A 20,160-nucleotide genomic window follows, 5' to 3' on the forward strand; every position below is an offset into this window, starting at 1 on the left:
TCACTTGCATCCCTTCATTCTTTTAGACCATCAAGACGCAACCACACCTGCCATTTAGAATAAATCTCTACTTCCTACAACAACGCCCATCCCACCAATTATGCATCTACATCGCATGCATAAAGCAATACTATCCTCTCACATACTTTATGCATACAACCATTTGAACAAAATCAAAGAATAGCCTTTTTTCTCACACGCATTATCAATCCTCAGACATCAATCTTTTGATCATGCACACGGTGCAAGCACGCAAATCATCAATATCTCTGTTCACATACCGCAAGCATGCAAAGCCCCTAACACCTCTGCCTATATACCTTTCCCCACATTGATTAAAAGGCGCAAGCCCCCTGCTTGCACCTCTCCTAAAAAAACTGCCTAGAATATTTCTCCAAAATATAGCCATTCAAGCGTCGTCAGAAGGCTTCTGTTTTTCTTTATCGCGTCCTTTAACGTTTGGCTTTTTTTCAGTAAGGACTCTACTTTCAGGATGGTTTGCTGCTTTAAGAGCATTTTTTGCGGCATTTTTTATGCTTTGCGTTTTTTTCTCAGCTTCACGAAGCTGCACTTCCTTAAACTTATCATCATCGGATTTATCATCACTGGATTTTTTTGTTTCCTTTCCAGCTTTTGTCTGTACCTTTTTTGCCTCCGCTCTACCAGGATCGATTTTATCCGTGTTTTCTATATCGATATCCGTTGAAGCAATATCTGTTTTGTCTTCTTTTGTTATCTCAGCCTCTGCTTTCATTGCTCCAGTTTTAGGCACAGAGGAAATGCGTGGAGCAGCTCCCTCATCTTTTTGTGTTCGTGAAGGAGGCTTTCCCGCAATAACTTCTTTAATTTCAGCTCCCGTTAAAGTCTCATATTCCAACAAACCTTGCGCAAGAGCAAACCATTCTTGTTTTTTTGTTTTCAAAATTTTTGTAGCACTTTTATAAGCATCATCAATAAGTTTACGCACTTCCATATCAATCATGCGCGCTGTTTCCTCAGAGACATTTTGTGTTCGTGCTACAGAATGCCCTAAAAAGACCTCATCCTGATTATCACCATAAGCAACATTGCCAAGGAGATCAGAAAAGCCCCAACGTGTGATCATCGCGCGTGCTAATTTTGTCGCTTGTTCGATATCAGAAGAGGCACCGGAAGTGATATTTTCTTTTCCGAATTTCAATTCCTCAGCCACACGTCCTCCCATCATGATAGCCAGACGTGAAATCATCCACCGATAGCTCATAGAATATCGATCACCCTCAGGCAATTGCATAACCATTCCTAAAGCTCTCCCCCTTGGCACGATTGTTGCTTTATGAACAGGGTCAGCAACTGGGACATTAAGAGCCACAATAGCATGCCCCGCTTCGTGATAAGCGGTGAGTTCTTTTTCTTCTTGTGTCATGGCGGATGAACGACGTTCAGCCCCCATCATCACCTTATCTTTTGCATCTTCAAATTCTTGCATAGTGACGACTCTTTTATTGCGGCTAGCAGCCATGAGAGCAGCTTCATTAACAAGATTCATCAAATCAGCACCAGAAAATCCTGGAGTTCCCCTTGCAAGAACTTTCAGATCAACATTAGGAGCCAAAGGAACATTGCGCACATGCACTTTCAAGATTTGTTCGCGCCCAGAAACATCGGGATTTGGCACGACAACCTGTCGATCAAACCGCCCTGGTCTTAACAAAGCAGGGTCGAGCACATCGGGACGATTTGTTGCAGCAATGAGAATAATACTTTCATTGGGCTCAAAACCATCCATTTCGACAAGCAGCTGATTTAAGGTCTGCTCACGTTCATCATTTCCGCCCCCCAGTCCAGCACCGCGATGGCGTCCAACAGCATCAATTTCGTCGATAAAGATAATACAAGGTGCATTTTTTTTAGCCTGTTCGAACATATCGCGCACGCGGCTTGCACCAACACCCACAAACATTTCGACAAAATCCGAACCTGAAATGGTAAAGAAGGGTACATTTGCCTCACCCGCAACAGAACGTGCAAGCAAAGTTTTACCAGTTCCTGGAGGACCAACAAGCAAAACGCCGCGTGGAATACGTCCTCCTAAGCGTTGAAATTTTTGTGGTTCACGTAAAAATTCGACAATTTCCTGGAGATCCTGCTTTGCTTCTTCAACGCCTGCGACATCCTGAAAAGTCACACGGCCCTGCGCTTCATTGAGCAATTTTGCTTTTGATTTGCCAAATCCCATTGCCCCGCGTGACCCATTTTGCATTTGTCGCATAAAGAAGACCCACGCCCCAACGATAATAATCACAGGTAGCAAAGAAAAGAGTAGATTGAGGAAGATACTATTACCAGAGCTTTCAGGAATAGCTTTAACATTAACATTTTTATTTTCCAATTTTTGGATCAATCCTGGATCTCGTGGAGCATATGTTGAAATAACTCTGTGCTCAACGGTTTGTCCTGTTAACTTTTGACCTTGAATGGTCACAGATTTCAGCTCATTATTCTCAACCTTTTGCAAAAATTCGGAATAAGAGACATCTCCTCCGCCGGAACGTTGGCTATCTCCATTAAAGAGAGAAAATGACACAATTAAAATTAAGGCGATAACTCCCCAGATGAGGAGAGAGCGGTAATTGGAATTCATATTCGGCTCACACTTAATCAAATATAGATTTTAAATTATTCCCCACCTAACATATAACCTTGTCTGTCCCTTGCCAAGGCATGATAAGACATTTATTATCTTTTAGAGTATTTTTTCCTTATCTTTTCACCTCAATATTAAAAAAAGGTTCCACAACATTGACAAGATCGGCATCTTCACACGACAAAAGCCAATCGAAAGGAGCCATAATCCGCTTTATGATGACATTTTGATGGGAAAGAGCTTGAAAAGTTAGCTCTGGAATATCGTACCCTTTGTCATTTGAGATCATCAGCAACGATTTTAAAGAGGGAAAATGGGGATTTTCAAGATCAACGCAGCTGTTTTGCAATAAAGATTTTAGCTGTTTCAAACTTGCTGCTCCAACCTTTATGGTATTAACTCCATGGTTGACAATCTGATATCGCCCGTCCCACAAGAAAGTTTTTCCTGGTTCAACAATTGCCTCTTTCATGTTTCGAGATTCGCGCCAAAGAGCAATTCCGCTTCTGCTATACTCAATGACAGATCCAGCTAGAGTAAAGCGTTGTTTTTGGGAAGAGTAAAGACAGAGCCTTTGGACAAGAGTGATCAATTTTTGACTGGGAAGCAAATACAAGCCCCCTCCCATCAACACCGCAAAGAGTCCAATAACAAAAGGAAATCCTGGATGCTTCTGTAAAAATGGTGCAGGCATTACAATAAAACAACGTCCATATTCGACGACGATATCCAGAGCTAAAATTAAATCGGCAATAATTTTTGCCTGTTGATGACGCCTCATTGCGGCTTCATGAACTCTTTGTACAATAACGGAAATTTTTTTTTGATGAAGGGATTGGCGCACTCGCACGCGTTCAAAATTGCGATCTTCATTGGTTGGATCATCGATCCATGTTTTGCCATTTAGGCGCAAATAGGTACGCAATGTTTTGCGCTTTACACCAAGAAGCGGACGGATCAAGCGTATTTTTCGACAAAGTAATGCCTCACGTGGGATACACGATAAACCGCGCGCATACATTAACCCATTGTTTTTTTCGGTAACAAGAGAGCTTTTTTGCGCAATATTTTCTTCAGCTTCTATAGGATATATTTCACCACGCATGCTCTCAAAAGATTCACCTGGTAAAATACCGGGAGATGCCCTCGCATAATTGCCACCATACATATTCGAAAAAGCTCGTTTCTGCCTCTCCCCTACATCCTTCTGGAGACGCTGATAGCGCATCTGATAAGTTTCAACCTGATCATTGAGCGTATGCCCTGTCATAATAAGCGTTGCACCTTGTTTTTGCGCCTCTCTAAACAAGAGATTATAGCGTGCAATACGGGCACTTGAAGCGATATGCGTCTTTGGTTTTTTGTCTTCCCACCGTACAATACTATGTTTAATGCGATGAGCACGACAAATTTCTGCAACATTTTCTGCTTCACGGGCTGATTCTTTACGTAATTGATGATCAACAGTGACAGCAATTATTTCCGGAGGAACAGAGAGAGTTTTTAAATGGTCTTTGACCAAAAACAGCAAAGCCAGAGAATCACTCCCCCCTGAGACCGCAAGGATCACCTTTTGACACTGGATAAAATCCGATGTTTTAAAGAGATTTCCTGCTAGTCTAACGCACACCGCGAACAACCTCATTCCTTTTTAGAGGTTTACAAAAAATGGACTCTAACGTTTCAGAGTGTTTTGATTTTTTTGCAACAATTGCACAAGCCTCTTTATTCTTGTCAAGAGCAATCATACTTCTTGCCAATTTCAGCAAAATCTCAGAGGTATAGAGCTTCTTTTTGTCTGTATACCATGCGCTAAGATAAACTTGTGCTGCTTCATGATAGCGTTTTTGTCCCAACAAAGCTTCTGCCAACCAAAACAAAGTATCATCACTCAAAGGATCTTTTTTATAACGCTGTTGCAAAGCACAAAAGGTCTTTTCAGCTTCAACATAATTAGCAGAAAGAATAAAATCGTAGCCCTGCTTATACAATTCTTTAGAAGAGAGAAGAGAGGAATCTTTACTCTGTTGCGCTTCGACATCATTTCTTTCTTCATGCGTCTTCTTTAAACGATTATGGACTTCCTGCAAATTGTCCTCTGTTTTCTTTGCATCTTTATGCAATTCCTTCAGATGTTGATCAGCTTTTTGCAAGTACCCATGCATTTCCTGCAAATGACTTTCATGATCATGGCTCTCTGCGTTGGCAATATTATTCTTATCACCTTTCATACTGTGCTTTTGAACCATCTGTTCCTTTACAGTCTGCAAATTTTTATCCAAAGGTGTGCTCTCAAAAGCACAAGAATAAAGAGAAGAGCTTTTTTCATCAAAAAGGTTATGGAATTGCTTTTGCACACTCTTCAAACTATTATGCTCAAGCACCATTTGTATATTATGCAAAAGTTTGTCTAAATCATAATCTTTAAACAGAATCTTCTGATTTTCTAAAATGACTCCTCCACTTTGAGTCATCCCCTGAAAGTAAGTCTTACCCGCAGCATCAGCACCAGCTTTATTCACCGCATCGGCAGCCTTACCCGCAGCATCAGCACCAGCTTTATTCACCGCATCGGCAGCCTTATCCGCAGCACCAGCAGCAGCTTTATTCACCGCATCGGCAGCCTTACCCGCAGCATCAGCACCAGCTTTATTCACCGCATCGGCAGCCTTACCCGCAGCATCAGCACCAGCTTTATTCACCGCATCGGCAGCCTTACCCGCAGCATCAGCACCAGCTTTATTCACCGCATCGGCAGCCTTATCCGCAGCATCAGCACCAGCTTTATTCACCGCATCGGCAGCCTTACCCGCAGCACCAGCACCAGCTTTATTCACCGCATCGGCAGCCTTACCCGCAGCATCAGCACCAGCTTTATTCACCGCATCGGCAGCCTTACCCGCAGCATCAGCACCAGCTTTATTCACCGCATCGGCAGCCTTATCCGCAGCACCAGCAGCAGCTTTATTCACCGCATCAGCAGCCTTACCCGCAGCATCAGCACCAGCTTTATTCACCGCATCAGCAGCCTTATCCGCAGCACCAGCAGCAGCTTTATTCACCGCATCAGCAGCCTTACCCGCAGCATCAGCACCAGCTTTATTCACCGCATCGGCAGCCTTACCCGCAGCATCAGCACCAGCTTTATTCACCGCATCGGCAGCCTTATCCGCAGCACCAGCAGCAGCTTTATTCACCGCATCAGCAGCCTTACCCGCAGCATCAGCACCAGCTTTATTCACCGCATCAGCAGCCTTATCCGCAGCACCAGCAGCAGCTTTATTCACCGCATCAGCAGCCTTACCCGCAGCATCAGCACCAGCTTTATTCACCGCATCGGCAGCCTTACCCGCAGCACCAGCACCAGCTTTATTCACCGCATCGGCAGCCTTACCCGCAGCATCAGCACCAGCTTTATTCACCGCATCGGCAGCCTTACCCGCAGCATCAGCACCAGCTTTATTCACCGCATCGGCAGCCTTATCCGCAGCACCAGCAGCAGCTTTATTCACCGCATCAGCAGCCTTACCCGCAGCATCAGCACCAGCTTTATTCACCGCATCGGCAGCTGAATCATCTGTAGAATATTGGGAAAACCAACGCGCTGCACTTTGAACAGATGAAGCAGAACAAGCCATGAGAATGGCCATAAAAAAGGCAGTTCTCCAATTTTTCCTACGATATATTGACATACTTTTCTCCCCTTAAGAATAAATTTTTAATTACTATTCATACTATTAAGCGTTGTAACAGCACGACGATTTTGGTTCCAACAGGAAATATCATCACACACGACCACAGGTCTTTCTTTTCCATAAGAAATTGTTTGAATCCGTTGCGCAGATACACCAAGAGAAACCAAATAGTTACGCACAGCAACAGCCCGACGCTGCCCCAATGCCAAATTATATTCACGCGTACCCCGTTCATCAGCATGACCTTCGATCATGATAGAATGATGAGGATAACGAAGCAACCATTCTGCTTGTCGTATCAAAACACGTTCAGCATCAGTATCAATTGAAGAAGAATCGAGACTAAAGAAAACGCGATCTCCAACATTAATAGTAAATTCTTGTCCCGAACCTGGCATTTCTTGATTAAAGCCAGCATTATTCAAATAAGCGCCATTCATGCCGTTGAGTGCACCGACATGTCTCTTTCCACACCCCAACAAAAACAGTGAAAAAAACAGAGCCACAGCTAAGGGATGAAGGATAATATTTTTGGTAGAGCGCATATACTGATTCTCCTTATTATGAACATGAAAGCTGAAAGGATATATTCTTTCAAAAGTTCTCCAAGAGTAATTGCTAATTCCTAATGAAGAAAAAATTTTCTTAATTTTTCACCTATTATCCTTTTTAAATATCCATTGCTTTTTTCTCCTAATCTTTCAACATCAACGAGAAATCGTTTTTACACTTAACCATGTAGCCTCTTGTTTATGTATCATCATCCTGACGTTTTTTCTGCAGTGCATTCAGTTTTGCAAAAACTTTATCGGCATCAAAACTCTTTTTAGGATCATTTTCCACTTGATTTTCATTAAGATCAACATTTTCCGTCACTGATGCGGGAAGCAAAGATGGGTCTCCTTCTACAGAGACAGGACGATTTTTTGCAGCACGCTGGAGTTCTAAATCCAAATCAATTTGTGAACACAATCCTAGTCCTACGGGATCGAGAGGAACCAAGTTAGCGCTATTCCAGTGGGTTCTAAGGCGAATTTGTTCAATCGTTGCTTTTGTTGTTCCGATCAACCGTGCAATCTGTGCATCTTTCAATTCGGGATGATTGATCACTAACCACAAGATACCATTTGGACGATCTTGGCGTCGAGAAAGAGGGATATAGCGTGCACCTTTACGTTTTTTTTCAGGGATACGTACCCTGGACTCGGAAATTCTCAAACGTGCGGTTTGGTCAGCCTCTACCCGAGCGATTTCACTACGTGTTAACTGCCCAGAATTAATCGGATTCAGACCTTTAATACCATAAGCAGCTTCACCATCAGCAATAGCTTTTACTTCCAACACATGCAATTTACAAAAGTCTGCAATCTGTTCAAAAGAAAGCGCAGTGTTATCAACCAGCCAAACAGCTGTGGCCTTGGGCATCAAAAGTTGCGTTGCCATTTTTATAATATCCTCTCACTTTGCCTCTTTATTGAAGATTGAGGCAGGTTATTGCCCTCTAGGGAGCATTGGAGTATTTATTCCTATACATCAGGTTCTCTTACCCCACTCTTAAATAAAGCGAGTCATAGAATAAACCAATTTTGCCATGAAACTGTGTCTTTTATAACCTGATTTTTCACGAACGACAAGACATCTGTCTTATGACGGTTCTCAACAGAGTGTCTTTACCTTTAAAGTGAATTTTCTTATAAAGGATTTATTTGATCATTTCACCTTATATTGCGGCACGTTTATTTTGGTGAGGTGCATGTTTTACCACCTTGAATTTAGGAGCACCCCAACTGGAAAGAAAGTCCAAAAACCGGAAGGAAAACTATGGCAGGCCATTCACAATTTAAAAATATTATGCACCGTAAAGGGCGTCAAGATGCGATGCGCTCGAAAATATTTTCTAAGCTTGCGCGCGAAATTACTGTTGCAGCAAAACAAGGCAGCCCTGATCCGGCTATGAATCCACGCTTAAGGCTTGCTGTCCAAAATGCCAAAGCACAGTCGATGCCAAAAGACAACATTGAGCGTGCAATTAAGAAAGCTTCAGGAGGTGATGTCGAACACTATGACGAAGTGCGCTATGAAGGGTATGGTCCAGGCGGTGTTGCAGTCATTGTTGAAGCTTTAACGGATAACCGCAACCGCACTGCTTCAAACGTGCGCGCTGCCTTTACCAAATCTGGTGGTGCGCTTGGAGAAACGGGCTCGGTCAGCTTTATGTTTAATCGAATTGGTGAAATAATCTATAAACTGGAAGCGGGAACAGCCGATAGCATCATGGATGCTGCAATCGAAGCAGGTGCTGAAGATGTGCAATCAGAAGCAACTGAGCACCATATTACCTGTGCATTTGACGATATTGGCGAAGTGTCTAAAATGCTTGAAGCAAAACTTGGCGAAGCAGAATCGATCAAAACGATTTGGAAAGCTGTCACCTTAGCACCAGTAGATGAAGAAAAAGCTTTATCCGTTTTACGACTTATTTCAACATTAGAAGAAGATGATGACGTACAGAATGTTTATGCCAATTTTGATGTCAGCGATGAAATTTTGGCGAAACTCTCTAGTTAATTTCCATGCAATCACCACGGCATGCGCTTTATTTTTCATGAAGGCCTTGCTTACTGCCTCCACAACAATTTAATCATCTCTCATTTTCCATAAACAAATACAAAGTCCCGCTTCAAGAGCGGGGCGTCTCGTACAAACTCTAAAACATTTTCAACAAAAAGCACAAAAGCTTTCTGGTAATTTTTTTCAAAGGATTCTTTCCACAAAGATATGATCCCCCAAAGAAGTTTTACCGCCCACAGACTCCAAAAGATGTGGTATAATACCTTAAAACACATTCAAAAAAATTGAATGTAAATGGATTCCCCTTTGCAACTGATAAAGACAATTTTTGTTTTGCGGATCTCATAGACTTTCGCATGATTTATTTTTATCCAGCCACTCGTTTTACTGTGGAGAGAGCAAGGGCGACCATGCTGGATCAGAGGCATCATTTGGTGTGGGTAGCTGGCGTTCATTGCGTCCAGTAATATCAATCGTATAAATTTTGGGACCCATGCCCGGATTTTTGCGAAAGAACATCAGTACGCGACCATTAGGAGCCCACGTTGGTCCTTCATTGTGAAAACCTGTGGTTAGAATCCGCTCTCCTTGTCCATCGGGGTGCATAACACCGATAGAAAATTGTCCTTCTGATTGTTTGGTAAAGGCGATATAATCCCCCCGTGGTGACCAAATAGGTGTAGAATAACTTCCTTCATTTGAAGAAATACGCTGGATATTACCTCCATCCGCATCCATTGTATAAATTTGCGGCTTCCCACTACGATCTGATGAAAAGACGATCCGTGTTCCATCGGGCGAATAAGAAGCTGATGTATCAATGGCTTCAGTTGTTGTAAGCCTAGTCATTGTGCGAGTGCGTAGATCCATGGTGTAAAGATTTGCACTTCCATCATTTTGCAATAAACTCATGATGACTTTTTGTCCATCAGAAGAAAAACGTGGTGCAATTGTCATATTGTTAAAAGTTCCTATCAACTCCCTTTGTCCCATTTCAATTTGTTGAAGATAAACGTGGGGCACTTGCTTATGCTCGTAGGCCATATAGGTAATTTCTTGCCGTTTGGGCGAAAATCGAGGGGTTAGAACCAACTCACTGCCATCAGACATATAGATCAAATTTGCTCCATCTTGATCCATCATCGCTAAGCGTTTAACACGTGCATTTTGGGGACCTGTTTCATCGATAAAAACAATCCGCGTATCAAAATACCCGCTTTCGCCTGTCATCTCTCCATAGATCTCATCGGCGATCATATGTGCGACCCGCCGCCAATGTTCTGTTGCAGTATAAAAACGCCGCCCTTTGAGTTGACGTTTTCCAAAGACATCCCATAAACGAAAATCGACTCTCAATCGCCCATCGGACTCTCTGATAACTTGTCCGGTAACCAAACCTTGTGCTTTTATTTTTTCCCAATGAGAAAAATACGGTTGTTTGTTAGAATCGGAGATTTTTTCAAAAAAAGTTGTTTTATCAAGGGGTAAAAAAAGTCCTGACCGTTCAAGATCAGCTGTCACCACGGCCGTTATTTTTAATCCAATAGAATCATGGGAAATAAAATCTGTAATTGCAATGGGAATGGGGTTAAAGTCGGCACTAGAAATAGTGCCTTTGAGTTGTGCATGAACCGATGAAAAACCAGAAAGCCACAAACCGCAAGTGATAATAAGCCAAGAGAAAAAATTATGCCTCGTTATAGTCATCATGGAATGTATCCTTTCGTTGAGAGAAAAATATCTCCATATTTCATCGTGTTATTTCTTGGAGGGGGTCAACATTAAAATCGAAACCCTGCCCCCACAAATCATACTGATCGCGTGGAAGATCGGCATAAGGTTGGCATGAAAAAACGGCCGCATACACCTGTCTTATCATAATAGCTTGTTGATTCTGCACACCCCCTAATGGATCGATGACCGGATCTCCTATAACCATTCCTTCACGGTTTAGGTAAAATCGTAAACGCACAACGGGACGGTTTTTTAAATCACCACCAAGCGCCACGAGTTTAAGCTTTTGTTGGATACATCCTCCTACGAGATTAACCAATGTTTGTGCCATTTTTGTGGTATCATCAATATTTTTTCTTGCTCCTAAAGCTTCTGGTGTATTAGAGCGTTTTGCTCCACCTCCTTGCGTGCGGACACGATTAAGCAGATTATTTTCTTCCAATGCCAAAATATCTTCAATGGACTTGTCAATCCTTTGATGCTTTTTCTTTTTCTCATCTTGCATAGTTTGTAAGGCGGATTTTTTAGCAGATTTTGGTTTAAACTGCGGAAAAGGAGATTTCCCTGGTAACATAATTTGAGGAGCTTGTTGACGTTCTGGTGTTTCCTCTACAGGCATTTTTCCTACCCTGGGAATCAATTTTTGTGGCAATATAAATTCCTCATTTTTATGCGTTTCTAAAGGCGCCTTCGCCATAACCTCTGAAGCCTCTTCTGGTGCCTTCTCTAAAGGCGCCTTCGCCATAACCTCTGAAGCTTCTTCTGGTGTCTTCTCTAGAGGTGCCTTCGCCATAACCTCTGGAGCTTCTTCTGGTGTCTTCTCTAGAGGTGCCTTCGCCATAACCTCTGGAGCTTCTTCTGGTGTCTTCTCTAAAGGCGCCTTCGCCATAACCTCTGGAGCTTCTTCTGGTGTCTTCTCTAAAGGCGCCTTCGCCATAACCTCTGAAGCTTCTTCTGGTGTCTTCTCCAAAGGCGCCTTCGCCATAACCTCTGGAGCTTCTTCTGGTGTCTTCTCTAAAGGCGCCTTCGCCATAACCTCTGAAGATTCTTCTGGTGTCTTCTCTAAAGGCGCCTTCGCCATAACCTCTGAAGATTCTTCTGGTGTCTTCCCTAAAGGCGCCTTCGCCATAACTTCTGAAGATTCTTCTGGTATCTTCCCTAAAGGCGCCTTCGCCATAACCTCTGAAGCTTCTTCTGGTGTCTTCTCTAAAGGCTCATCTATTTTTTCCACTGATAATTCTTGTTCTGTAAGCTCTGGTGAATATTTTTCTAGCGTTTTCTCTTCTCCTGATGGTGAAGGTGCTGTCTCAACGGTTCGGAGTTTTTCTTTTGGTCTAAAAGGCACAAGACTATCTATCTTCCCTTCTCCTACGTGGAGCGCATCTTCTTTTTCTTGTGGTCTAACCGTTGGCTTCACAGCGGGAATTGCACGCACAGGCGCATTCACTGCACCCTGTTGAGAGGAAAGCTCTTGGCTCAGAGGAGCAAGGGTAATCGGAATTGCTTCTAGTTGTTGTGGTAAAGAGACGGGACTGATGAAGTAAACAGCTCCAAAGCTAAGAAGGATCACATGTGCTACAAGGGACAAAGCTAAGCCTCGTTTCATGCTATGATAAGAGTCTTTGTTCATCTCCACGCCTTGCATTTTTTATTTTTGAGCACGCTTGATATCATTTTGCATACAGCTGAAAAACCTGCTTTATATGACAGTTTATCATACTCTTATTGTGCCAAACTTGCTAAAGCAACTTGTGAAAACCCTGCTTTTTGAAGTTTAGCGAGCAGTTTTAACACCTGCTGATATTCAACAGTTTTTTCAGCACGCACAAAAATACGCTGGTTTTTTTGTGTATGATCATTTTCCAATTGAAGTTTGAGTTGTGTAATAAGAGCTTCAACTGTGTCATAATAATCTTGATTAATTGCCAAGCGCCCTTGTGCATCGAGTGAAACCGTAAGTGGAGTGTGCTGCATTTGCACAGGCCCAGCTTGACTACGCGGCAAATCAAGAGGAACACCATTGACCAAGAGTGGAGCAGAAACCATAAAAATAATCAACAACACCAGCATGACATCAACAAACGGTGTAACATTGATCTCGCTCATCAATTGGCTGCGTGAATGGCTCCGCCTACGTGTCTTTTTCCGAGAAGAAGAAGCAATAGAAACACCCATAAATAATCCTCTTTAGAATGATGAATTCGTTGTACGTGTTTCATCGATACGCCGTGACACAATTGTTGAAAATTCATCAGCAAAATTTTCTATTTGTGTAATGATCCATACACTTTCATTGATCAATTTGTTATAGGCAATAACAGCTGGAATTGCTGCAAACAAACCAATAGCGGTTGCCAAAAGTGCTTCGGCAATACCTGGTGCGACAATTGCAAGCGATGTATTTTGAGATGCTGAAATAGAAAGAAAGGAACTCATAATACCAACAACTGTACCAAAAAGACCAATAAAGGGTCCTGCTGAACCAAGTGTTGCAAGAAAACCTAATTTTGATTCTATTTTTGCGCTTTCGCGCCCCAAAGTAAGATCCATAGCTTTATCAATCCTGCTTTGCAGGCTTGTTGATGTATGAATACCCTTTTCCAAGGATTTTTTCCACTCCACCATTGCTGCCATAAAAACCGCAGTTATACTATTGGTGCGCTGACTTTTACATTCTGCGTAAAGATCTTCTAGCGCCTTTCCTGACCAAAATATGCGTTCAAATTTTTTTATTTCACGCCGTATTCTCCGATAGGTCAAGATTTTATCAAAAATAATTGCCCAACTCCATATGGAAGCCAGCAGTAAGCCAATCATAACAGCTTTAACAACGGAACCTGCTTGCATAAACAAATGCAAGATTCCAATCACTTCTGGATTCGTGAGTTCTACATGCGGCATAATTTCTGTCCCTCTAAATGAAAAATTCATTTGTTAAATTTCATAAAGCAGATTGTTTTACAGTTTCTAAATTTAAGAAAGCAATTTCATTATCTCTTCCATCAAAGAACCAGTATAACATCACAATTTTAACTGAGCATATTTTTAAACAACAATTGTCGAAAAAAGCCCTTTTGGTAAACGGCGCGGTTTTCCTGTCTCATTAATAAGAGCAATTTCAACTTTTGCTGTTACCAACATGATATCCTCATGAAGGATGTGTTGCTCCATAAAAAAGCGTGCCCCTTGAATGCGATTAATTCGTGTTTTGAGTGTTAAAAGATTATCGATTTGCGCTGGTCGTGAAAAATTGATTTCCATATGTCGAACAACAAAAAACAGTTTCTCACCCTTAACACCCGCTGCCAACATCTTGTTGTTAAGACCTGTATCCCGTAAAAATTCTGAACGTCCACGTTCAAAAAACTCTAGATAGCGTGCATGGTAAACCACACCAGAAAAATCTGTATCAGCAACATACACGCGCACCTTAAAATCATGAAAACCATTTGTAGAATCGTCTTTAAAAGATTTTGTTTCAGCCATCTGCTCCATCCCATAAAATTGTTTGTTGTGGTGAATTATCTTGTATATGTAGCAGTTGAATGCATTTTTGTGTTGAAGTCGTGGAAATCAGAGCACAAAATTTTAAATACCCCCAAACTTTTTTTCGTAAAGTTTTTTTTCGTAAAAATGTTCTCCAAGCAGTGCATTTGTGAGAGAAAATTATTTTGTATTTGCACTTAAAATAAGGTGTTTTAATCATCTTCTCCATCCCACAAAGTTGTTTGGGGTGATGAATTATCTTGTGCATCAAGCAGTTGAGCCCGCCTTTGTGGTGAAATCTGAGCAGGAGGAGGGCAAAGTCCACAATGGCTCCAAGCTTTTTCTGTAAGAATACGCCCGCGAGCAGTTCGTTGCATAAAACCTTGTTGGAGAAGATAGGGCTCCACAATATCTTCAATAGCATCACGCGGTTCTGAGAGAGCAGCAGCGATCGTTTCAATTCCCACTGGCCCTCCTAAAAAAGTTTCTGCAATCAACCGCAAATAGCGATGATCAAGCGGATCGAGACCAAGATGATCAACTTCAAGGCGTGAAAGCGCTTCATCTGCAACCTTACGATCAATTTTTTCTGCCCGTTTGACCAGAGCAAAGTCACAAACCCGTCGTAAAAGCCGTCCGGCAATTCGTGGCGTACCGCGCGCTCTACGTGCAATTTCATGGGCACCATCATCACTAATCTTTACCGAAAAAAGCCGAGCATTGCGTTGAACGATATACTCCAATTCTTCTATAGTATAAAAATTGAGACGGATTGGGATACCAAAACGGTCCCGTAACGGTGTGGTCAACAGCCCCAAACGTGTCGTTGCAGCAACCAAAGTAAATTTAGCAAGATCAATTTTAACTGAGCGCGCAGCAGGCCCTTCACCAATGATAAGATCAAGCTGATAATCTTCCATAGCCGGATAAAGAATTTCTTCAATTGCTGGACTTAAGCGATGAATTTCATCAATAAAAAGGACATCGCGTTCTTCTAGATTAGTCAAAAGGGCCGCCAGATCTCCTGCTTTAGCAATAACTGGCCCTGAAGTGGAGCGAAAATTAACCCCTAATTCTTTGGCCATAATTTGCGAGAGCGTTGTTTTGCCCAAACCAGGTGGCCCAACGAACAGAACATGGTCGAGTGCTTCTTGGCGTGCCTTCGCTGCTTCAATAAATATTTTCAAATTTGCCCGCGCCGCTTCTTGACCAATAAAGTCATCAAGCACTTGTGGTCTTAAGGAACGATCTGGATCGTTAGGGAGAGGAATGGCACCCAAAAGGCGTTTGTCTTCATCTTTATGCATTGTTACCTTTTACTTAAGCGGGAGGAGAAAGCAATTTAAGACTATGGCGAATAAGCAGAGCAGAGGAAACGGTTTCCCCTTCAAGAGCGTTCATTGCTAAAGCAAGAGCACGGGCTGCTTGGTCGCGCTCAAAACCGAGCTTTATTAAAGCAGAAAGAGCCTCATTTGTTGGTTGATTGGTTTCGTCCATATGAGGGAGTGAAGGGCTATGAACCGCATTCTCGTAGAAGGGGAGTGTCTTGCTTTTCAATTCGCGGACAATTCTTTCACTGACTTTTTTACCAATTCCTGGAGCACGGCTCATCATTGCAACATCATTTAAGGCAATTGCTTGTGCGAGTTCATCTGGCGATAAAGTACCCAAAATTGCCAAAGCAACTTTTGCTCCCACACCAGGAACATTTTGCAAAAGACAAAACCACTCTTGTTCCGCTCTTGTCGAAAAACCAAAAAGGCGAATAGCTTCTTCCCGAACATGTGTTTCAATAAAGAGACTTATACTCTCACCAAGCGCCGGTAAAGAAGGGCGCAACCGATTTGACACAAAAACAACATAGCTCACCCCTTGAACATCCACAAGGACATGATCATCAAAGATATGTTCAAGGATACCTTTTAATTTTCCAATCATTCATAGCTCCCATTACATCGCAACCTTTGCATAATAAGATTCGTTGACGTTCCTACGATGCGCACGTAGGCAAGGTGCAAGCGCAAGCGCATCAGCGGCATCACTGCTGTCAAATTCAGCACGAGGAAGCAAAACTTTTACCATCATAACATAAACATCAAAGATACATTTAAAAAAGCTGATCATGCTCTAACCCTTGAACGATGAGAGAGACTGCTACGATGCGCACGTAGGCAAAGTGCAAGCGCAAGCGCATCAGCGGCATCACTGCTGTCAAATTCAGCACGAGGAAGCAAAACTTTTACCATCATAACATAAACATCAAAGATACATTTAAAAAAGCTGATCATGCTCTAACCCTTGAACGATGAGAGAGACTGCTACGATGCGCACGTAGGCAAAGTGCAAGCGCAAGCGCATCAGCGGCATCACTGCTGTCAAATTCAGCACGAGGAAGCAAAACTTTTACCATCATAACATAAACATCAAAGATACATTTAAAAAAGCTGATCATGCTCTAACCCTTGAACGATGAGAGAGACTGCTACGATGCGCACGTAGGCAAAGTGCAAGCGCAAGCGCATCAGCGGCATCACTGCTGTCAAATTCAGCACGAGGAAGCAAAACTTTTACCATCATAACATAAACATCAAAGATACATTTAAAAAAGCTGATCATGCTCTAACCCTTGAACGATGAGAGAGACTGCTACGATGCGCACGTAGGCAAAGTGCAAGCGCAAGCGCATCAGCGGCATCACTGCTGTCAAATTCAGCACGAGGAAGCAAAACTTTTACCATCATATGAATTTGTTCTTTAGCGCCATGACCAACACCAATAACTGATTTTTTGACTTTATTTGGGGCATATTCAAAAACAGGAATATTTGCTTGCGCTGGCACAAGCAGAGCAACGGCACGCGCTTGACCAAGTTTTAAAGTTGCCGTAGCATCTTTGTTGACAAACACATGTTCCACGGCGGCTTCATAAGGCATAAATTGATGCACAACCTCTGAAAGCCCTTTGTAAAGCTGACATAGCCTAGAAGCAAGATCACAGCGTACATCGGAAGAAACTGTCCCTGCCGCAACAAATTGAAAGCGATTACCGGAGAGATCGACAATACCCCATCCTGTACGCCGTAGTCCGGGATCAATACCTACAATACGAATCGTCTCTGCCATAAACCCCAGTCTATATACTTTCTCCGCGTTTCGAAAGAGATTAGAGGGGAAATAAAACAAAAGCAACAGAGAAAACGCTTAAACAAAGCAATTGATCAAAAAGCGTTTTGAGAGCACAAGCACACAGCAAAATAAAAAAGAAAAAGAAAGAAGACTCAAAATTTTCTAGGAACTCCTAAATGCTTTTTTAAGCAATTCCATTTGTTTACCCACCGGATTGTCTTCTTCCAATACATGAGAAAATCCATCTTCTTTTCCAGAACGCATATAGTGCATACGTGCTTCTAGTCGCAGTGAACAAGCAACGAAGTGGCGGAAAACTTCTGGCAACTCTTGCCAATGATCCGTTTCGAATTTTAGCGTTGGTGTATGCAGCGATACCTTTGCGATTTCTTTTTGTATTTGTTCTGGTGTCATTTCTCCCTCACGTTCTGCGCGAAGAAGGAGAAGTTGAGAGGCAATTTGCATGAGTCTTGTACTTAAATACATAGCTTCTTTCGCATAAATTGCAGAAATTTCCGTAGAAAAGGAACGTGCCGCCAATTTACCTTCTGTATCAATATAAGTTGCTGTTTTTTCAATCAAAATCATCGTCTCTTCATAGAGACGATTGAAAGCATTTTCAAAAGCACTATGCTCGATCATAATAATGGGCTCATCATAGGGACGTTTATGTGCGCTCACGCTTTTCTACTCCAAATATCAGCACAACAATTTTGCTACTCAACGAAATGAGAACTGAAAAGTTTCTTTATATTGCCGTATAGAATGCTTTTTTTATTGAGTACCTCTTTTAAAAATTTTACGCAATGTGCTTCTCACTCTAAGGTTAACGCACATAGGACGGCGTTACAGACTTATTGATTTCCCTGAAAAAGATTTTTGAAAAGATTAACGTTTTTCATAATAATAAGCCACCCCAAACTGCACCGCAATGCCACTGATAATCAAGAGACTATCGGAAAAAAACGTTCCCGTCATCACTGTTTTTAAAATTTGTCCAATCATCGCAAAAACGGTGCCAATCACAAAGACGGGTAAACTGTGTTTTCCCAAAATTGCCAAGGGGTTTTTCTTGGAGACATGAAACCACTTATTCAAGCGCGGTAAACAAAGTATGAGTGTTGACAATGCAATGATATGGAGCAGGCGTGGCAAACTTAAAAAAGTTTTATTAAAATTAAACAATGGAGAAGACCATCCAAACCACCCAACAACGCCCCACCAGTTTAAGCGAACACATAGCAATGAGAGCAAAAGATACACGGCTGCCAAAACAACTAAAAAAGGTTTAAAGGTGATGGTTTTTCCTTGTTTGAGAGATAAAGTAGCGGTCAGCCCTATAACAAACAAGAATTGCCAAGACAAAGGGTTTAAGAACCACTGTCCTTGTAGGGGGTAAGAAGGTGGAGCAATTTCATAAAATCCGCAGATGAGATAAAGCATGAAGGAGCCCAAAAGCAGCAACCTTTTATGTTTACAACTCAAATAAAGGGCAAAAGGTGCAAAAAGCATAAGAACAATATAAAGCGGCAGAATATTATTATAGCCTAATTGATGCCCAAAACTTAAAGTGCTAAAAAATGCGACAAAAGGCTGTGTAAAAAAGAGACCCAGATTATTCATCGATAAAAGTTTTTCCACACGCCACAATAAAAAGCCTGCTAAAAAGAGGCTTAACGTTGCAAAAGTTGTAAAAAGATATGCCCCATAAAGCTGAAAAGCTCTCTGCCAAAGTTTGCGCATAATGAAAATAAAAGGCTTGTTCTGTAAATGCGCATGAAAGCTTAACCCAAGAGAAATCCCTGAAATTAAAACAAATGCTTCTGCTGAGTCAGAAAAGCCGAAGTTTCTATGTGTTAGAGACTCATAGAGAGTTCCAGGAATATGGTTGATGAAAATCGTCAATAAGGCTAAAGAACGAAAAACATCAATGCGTGTATCGCGATAAACAGGATGCGTATGATGAAAAATACCTTGATATCCCATAAAGGATCCCCACAAGTTATAAAAGTAATTCTTTAGTATAACAAAGAAAATTTATAAGATGAAGTTTTAATTTTTAAGTGTTAAATTACTTAATATTTAAAGAAACAAGGATTTTGTATGATAAAACAAAAAAATAAAATAATTGATCCTCATTCTTTTCCTCAATTAATTTTGACATTCGATATTCGGCGTTCTATCTCTCCGGATTTTTTGCAAAAAATCTTGCAAAAAAAGTTTTTTGCATGCGTAATTCTCTATGACTCTCGAAATGATGACGTTTTTTTACAAAAACAAGCGCAACTTTACGCACAAGATATTCAAAATAAGGATATCGCCCTTCTCGTTGCTGGTGAGAGCAGAATAGCTGAACGGATAAAGGCCGATGGTTTTCATATAGAGGGTGATCTTAACGCTCTTGAACACTTAAAAAATCCGAAAAGGGAACAAAAAATCATTGGTTATGGAAATATACGTGATCGCCATAGTGCCATGCTTTCTGGAGAAGCAGGGGTTAATTACCTTTTCTTTGGAAAACTGGGTGCTGATAAAAAACCACAACCTCACCCCCGCAATCTCCAATTAGCAGGATGGTGGGCAGAAATTATGGAAATCCCTGCCGTTGTGCAAGCGGGAAGCGATGTTGCAACTTTTGACGAAGTATTAAAAACTGCCTGTGAATTCATCGCTGTCGAAGAAATCATTTTTAGGAATGACAATCCCTTGATGATAATTGAAATGATGAAAGGAAAATGTGAAACCACACCCTTGTGATGTGGGAAAACATTCATACATAAGGCGCTGATAAAAATCCGCGCACACTCACCTCCATATTATCCATGTGGAGTACACAACAGCAAATCAAGAGGATAAAAGTGCATTCCTCTTGTCTCAAAATTCAATAAAATTGAGTGAAAAAGCTAGCGTTTCTTTTTTTACG

Annotated in this window: 19 protein-coding genes and 2 pseudogenes; 2 read left to right on the plus strand and 19 right to left on the minus strand. The window is 41.8% G+C overall.

The genetic code is table 11. From position 1 onward, the window contains the following. Positions 1 to 409: 409 nt before the first annotated feature. From ftsH to V4P57_RS07440, 5 genes are all read right to left on the minus strand, one after another. Positions 410 to 2,623 carry an ATP-dependent zinc metalloprotease FtsH gene (gene ftsH, locus V4P57_RS07420; protein ID WP_455465910.1) on the minus strand — a complete coding sequence of 738 codons (2,214 nt, stop codon included), beginning with the start codon at positions 2,621 to 2,623 and terminating at the stop codon, positions 410 to 412. A 118-nt stretch (positions 2,624 to 2,741) separates the two neighbouring features. Then, positions 2,742 to 4,256 carry a tRNA lysidine(34) synthetase TilS gene (tilS, locus tag V4P57_RS07425; protein WP_455465911.1) on the minus strand — a complete coding sequence of 505 codons (1,515 nt, stop codon included), beginning with the start codon at positions 4,254 to 4,256 and terminating at the stop codon, positions 2,742 to 2,744. Next, entirely contained in the window at positions 4,246 to 6,318 is a 2,073-nt protein-coding gene (locus V4P57_RS07430) for a tol-pal system protein (protein ID WP_455465912.1), read from the minus strand. Before V4P57_RS07430 ends, tilS begins: the two co-directional genes overlap by 11 nt. Positions 6,319 to 6,344: 26 nt before the next feature. Next, entirely contained in the window at positions 6,345 to 6,866 is a 522-nt protein-coding gene (gene pal / locus V4P57_RS07435) for a peptidoglycan-associated lipoprotein Pal (RefSeq protein WP_455465913.1), read from the minus strand. 205 nt (positions 6,867 to 7,071) lie between these two features. Continuing rightward, positions 7,072 to 7,764 carry a DUF1013 domain-containing protein gene (locus V4P57_RS07440; RefSeq protein WP_455465914.1) on the minus strand — a complete coding sequence of 231 codons (693 nt, stop codon included), beginning with the start codon at positions 7,762 to 7,764 and terminating at the stop codon, positions 7,072 to 7,074. 378 nt (positions 7,765 to 8,142) lie between these two features. Here V4P57_RS07440 and V4P57_RS07445 point away from each other — a divergent pair, with 378 nt between their 5' ends. Next, positions 8,143 to 8,889, plus strand: a complete 747-nt coding sequence (locus tag V4P57_RS07445) for a YebC/PmpR family DNA-binding transcriptional regulator (RefSeq protein ID WP_455465915.1) — start codon at positions 8,143 to 8,145, stop codon at positions 8,887 to 8,889. Between the two features lie 387 nt (positions 8,890 to 9,276). Here the strand turns inward: V4P57_RS07445 and tolB are convergent, their stop codons facing one another. From tolB to V4P57_RS07515, 14 genes and pseudogenes are all read right to left on the minus strand, one after another. Further along, a complete protein-coding gene (gene tolB, locus V4P57_RS07450; RefSeq protein ID WP_455466983.1) occupies positions 9,277 to 10,599 on the minus strand; it encodes a Tol-Pal system beta propeller repeat protein TolB in 1,323 nt (440 codons plus the stop codon). Between the two features lie 43 nt (positions 10,600 to 10,642). After that, entirely contained in the window at positions 10,643 to 12,256 is a 1,614-nt protein-coding gene (locus tag V4P57_RS07455) for a cell envelope biogenesis protein TolA (protein ID WP_455465916.1), read from the minus strand. A 92-nt stretch (positions 12,257 to 12,348) separates the two neighbouring features. Further along, entirely contained in the window at positions 12,349 to 12,801 is a 453-nt protein-coding gene (gene tolR, locus V4P57_RS07460; protein WP_455465917.1) for a protein TolR, read from the minus strand. A 12-nt stretch (positions 12,802 to 12,813) separates the two neighbouring features. Next, positions 12,814 to 13,527, minus strand: coding sequence for a protein TolQ (gene tolQ, locus V4P57_RS07465; protein WP_455465918.1), 714 nt, complete (start codon positions 13,525 to 13,527; stop codon positions 12,814 to 12,816). A gap of 144 nt (positions 13,528 to 13,671) precedes the next feature. Further along, positions 13,672 to 14,112: a tol-pal system-associated acyl-CoA thioesterase gene (ybgC, locus tag V4P57_RS07470; protein ID WP_455465919.1), complete on the minus strand. Its 441-nt coding sequence runs from the start codon at positions 14,110 to 14,112 to the stop codon at positions 13,672 to 13,674. Between the two features lie 212 nt (positions 14,113 to 14,324). Continuing rightward, complete coding sequence (gene ruvB / locus V4P57_RS07475; RefSeq protein WP_455465920.1) at positions 14,325 to 15,419, minus strand: Holliday junction branch migration DNA helicase RuvB; 1,095 nt, start codon at positions 15,417 to 15,419, stop codon at positions 14,325 to 14,327. A gap of 13 nt (positions 15,420 to 15,432) precedes the next feature. Continuing rightward, positions 15,433 to 16,050 (minus strand): Holliday junction branch migration protein RuvA, encoded by a 618-nt coding sequence (gene ruvA / locus V4P57_RS07480; RefSeq protein WP_455465921.1) that lies wholly within the window; start codon positions 16,048 to 16,050, stop codon positions 15,433 to 15,435. Between the two features lie 12 nt (positions 16,051 to 16,062). Then, positions 16,063 to 16,236: a hypothetical protein gene (locus V4P57_RS07485; RefSeq protein ID WP_455465922.1), complete on the minus strand. Its 174-nt coding sequence runs from the start codon at positions 16,234 to 16,236 to the stop codon at positions 16,063 to 16,065. Next, positions 16,233 to 16,361 (minus strand): annotated as a pseudogene (locus V4P57_RS07490) (crossover junction endodeoxyribonuclease RuvC); the annotation flags it as partial. The pseudogene V4P57_RS07490 and the gene V4P57_RS07485, both read right to left, overlap by 4 nt. 35 nt (positions 16,362 to 16,396) lie before the next feature. After that, positions 16,397 to 16,525: pseudogene (locus V4P57_RS07495) on the minus strand (crossover junction endodeoxyribonuclease RuvC); the annotation flags it as partial. Positions 16,526 to 16,560: 35 nt separating this feature from the next. Continuing rightward, positions 16,561 to 16,728: a hypothetical protein gene (locus V4P57_RS07500; RefSeq protein ID WP_455465923.1), complete on the minus strand. Its 168-nt coding sequence runs from the start codon at positions 16,726 to 16,728 to the stop codon at positions 16,561 to 16,563. Beyond that, a complete protein-coding gene (ruvC, locus tag V4P57_RS07505; protein ID WP_455465924.1) occupies positions 16,725 to 17,234 on the minus strand; it encodes a crossover junction endodeoxyribonuclease RuvC in 510 nt (169 codons plus the stop codon). Before ruvC ends, V4P57_RS07500 begins: the two co-directional genes overlap by 4 nt. Before the next feature lie 165 nt (positions 17,235 to 17,399). Next, a complete protein-coding gene (locus V4P57_RS07510) occupies positions 17,400 to 17,918 on the minus strand; it encodes a DUF1465 family protein (protein ID WP_455465925.1) in 519 nt (172 codons plus the stop codon). A gap of 207 nt (positions 17,919 to 18,125) precedes the next feature. Next, complete coding sequence (locus V4P57_RS07515; RefSeq protein ID WP_455465926.1) at positions 18,126 to 19,223, minus strand: OpgC family protein; 1,098 nt, start codon at positions 19,221 to 19,223, stop codon at positions 18,126 to 18,128. A gap of 117 nt (positions 19,224 to 19,340) precedes the next feature. Between V4P57_RS07515 and V4P57_RS07520 the strand changes: the two genes are divergently transcribed. After that, positions 19,341 to 19,994 (plus strand): thiamine phosphate synthase, encoded by a 654-nt coding sequence (locus V4P57_RS07520; RefSeq protein WP_455465927.1) that lies wholly within the window; start codon positions 19,341 to 19,343, stop codon positions 19,992 to 19,994. The last annotated feature ends 166 nt before the right edge of the window (positions 19,995 to 20,160 follow it).

It is taken from the genome of Bartonella sp. B39 (assembly GCF_053795145.1).

Coding starts and splice junctions, on each gene's coding strand:
- ftsH (WP_455465910.1), bottom strand. CDS start 2,623: ATGAATTCCAATTACCGCTCTCTCCTCATCTGGGGAGTTATCGCCTTA.
- V4P57_RS07430 (WP_455465912.1), bottom strand. CDS start 6,318: ATGTCAATATATCGTAGGAAAAATTGGAGAACTGCCTTTTTTATGGCC.
- pal (WP_455465913.1), bottom strand. CDS start 6,866: ATGCGCTCTACCAAAAATATTATCCTTCATCCCTTAGCTGTGGCTCTG.
- V4P57_RS07440 (WP_455465914.1), bottom strand. CDS start 7,764: ATGGCAACGCAACTTTTGATGCCCAAGGCCACAGCTGTTTGGCTGGTT.
- V4P57_RS07445 (WP_455465915.1), top strand. CDS start 8,143: ATGGCAGGCCATTCACAATTTAAAAATATTATGCACCGTAAAGGGCGT.
- tolB (WP_455466983.1), bottom strand. CDS start 10,599: ATGACTATAACGAGGCATAATTTTTTCTCTTGGCTTATTATCACTTGC.
- V4P57_RS07455 (WP_455465916.1), bottom strand. CDS start 12,256: ATGAACAAAGACTCTTATCATAGCATGAAACGAGGCTTAGCTTTGTCC.
- tolR (WP_455465917.1), bottom strand. CDS start 12,801: ATGGGTGTTTCTATTGCTTCTTCTTCTCGGAAAAAGACACGTAGGCGG.
- tolQ (WP_455465918.1), bottom strand. CDS start 13,527: ATGCCGCATGTAGAACTCACGAATCCAGAAGTGATTGGAATCTTGCAT.
- ybgC (WP_455465919.1), bottom strand. CDS start 14,112: ATGGCTGAAACAAAATCTTTTAAAGACGATTCTACAAATGGTTTTCAT.
- ruvB (WP_455465920.1), bottom strand. CDS start 15,419: ATGCATAAAGATGAAGACAAACGCCTTTTGGGTGCCATTCCTCTCCCT.
- ruvA (WP_455465921.1), bottom strand. CDS start 16,050: ATGATTGGAAAATTAAAAGGTATCCTTGAACATATCTTTGATGATCAT.
- V4P57_RS07485 (WP_455465922.1), bottom strand. CDS start 16,236: ATGATCAGCTTTTTTAAATGTATCTTTGATGTTTATGTTATGATGGTA.
- V4P57_RS07500 (WP_455465923.1), bottom strand. CDS start 16,728: ATGATCAGCTTTTTTAAATGTATCTTTGATGTTTATGTTATGATGGTA.
- ruvC (WP_455465924.1), bottom strand. CDS start 17,234: ATGGCAGAGACGATTCGTATTGTAGGTATTGATCCCGGACTACGGCGT.
- V4P57_RS07515 (WP_455465926.1), bottom strand. CDS start 19,223: ATGGGATATCAAGGTATTTTTCATCATACGCATCCTGTTTATCGCGAT.
- V4P57_RS07520 (WP_455465927.1), top strand. CDS start 19,341: ATGATAAAACAAAAAAATAAAATAATTGATCCTCATTCTTTTCCTCAA.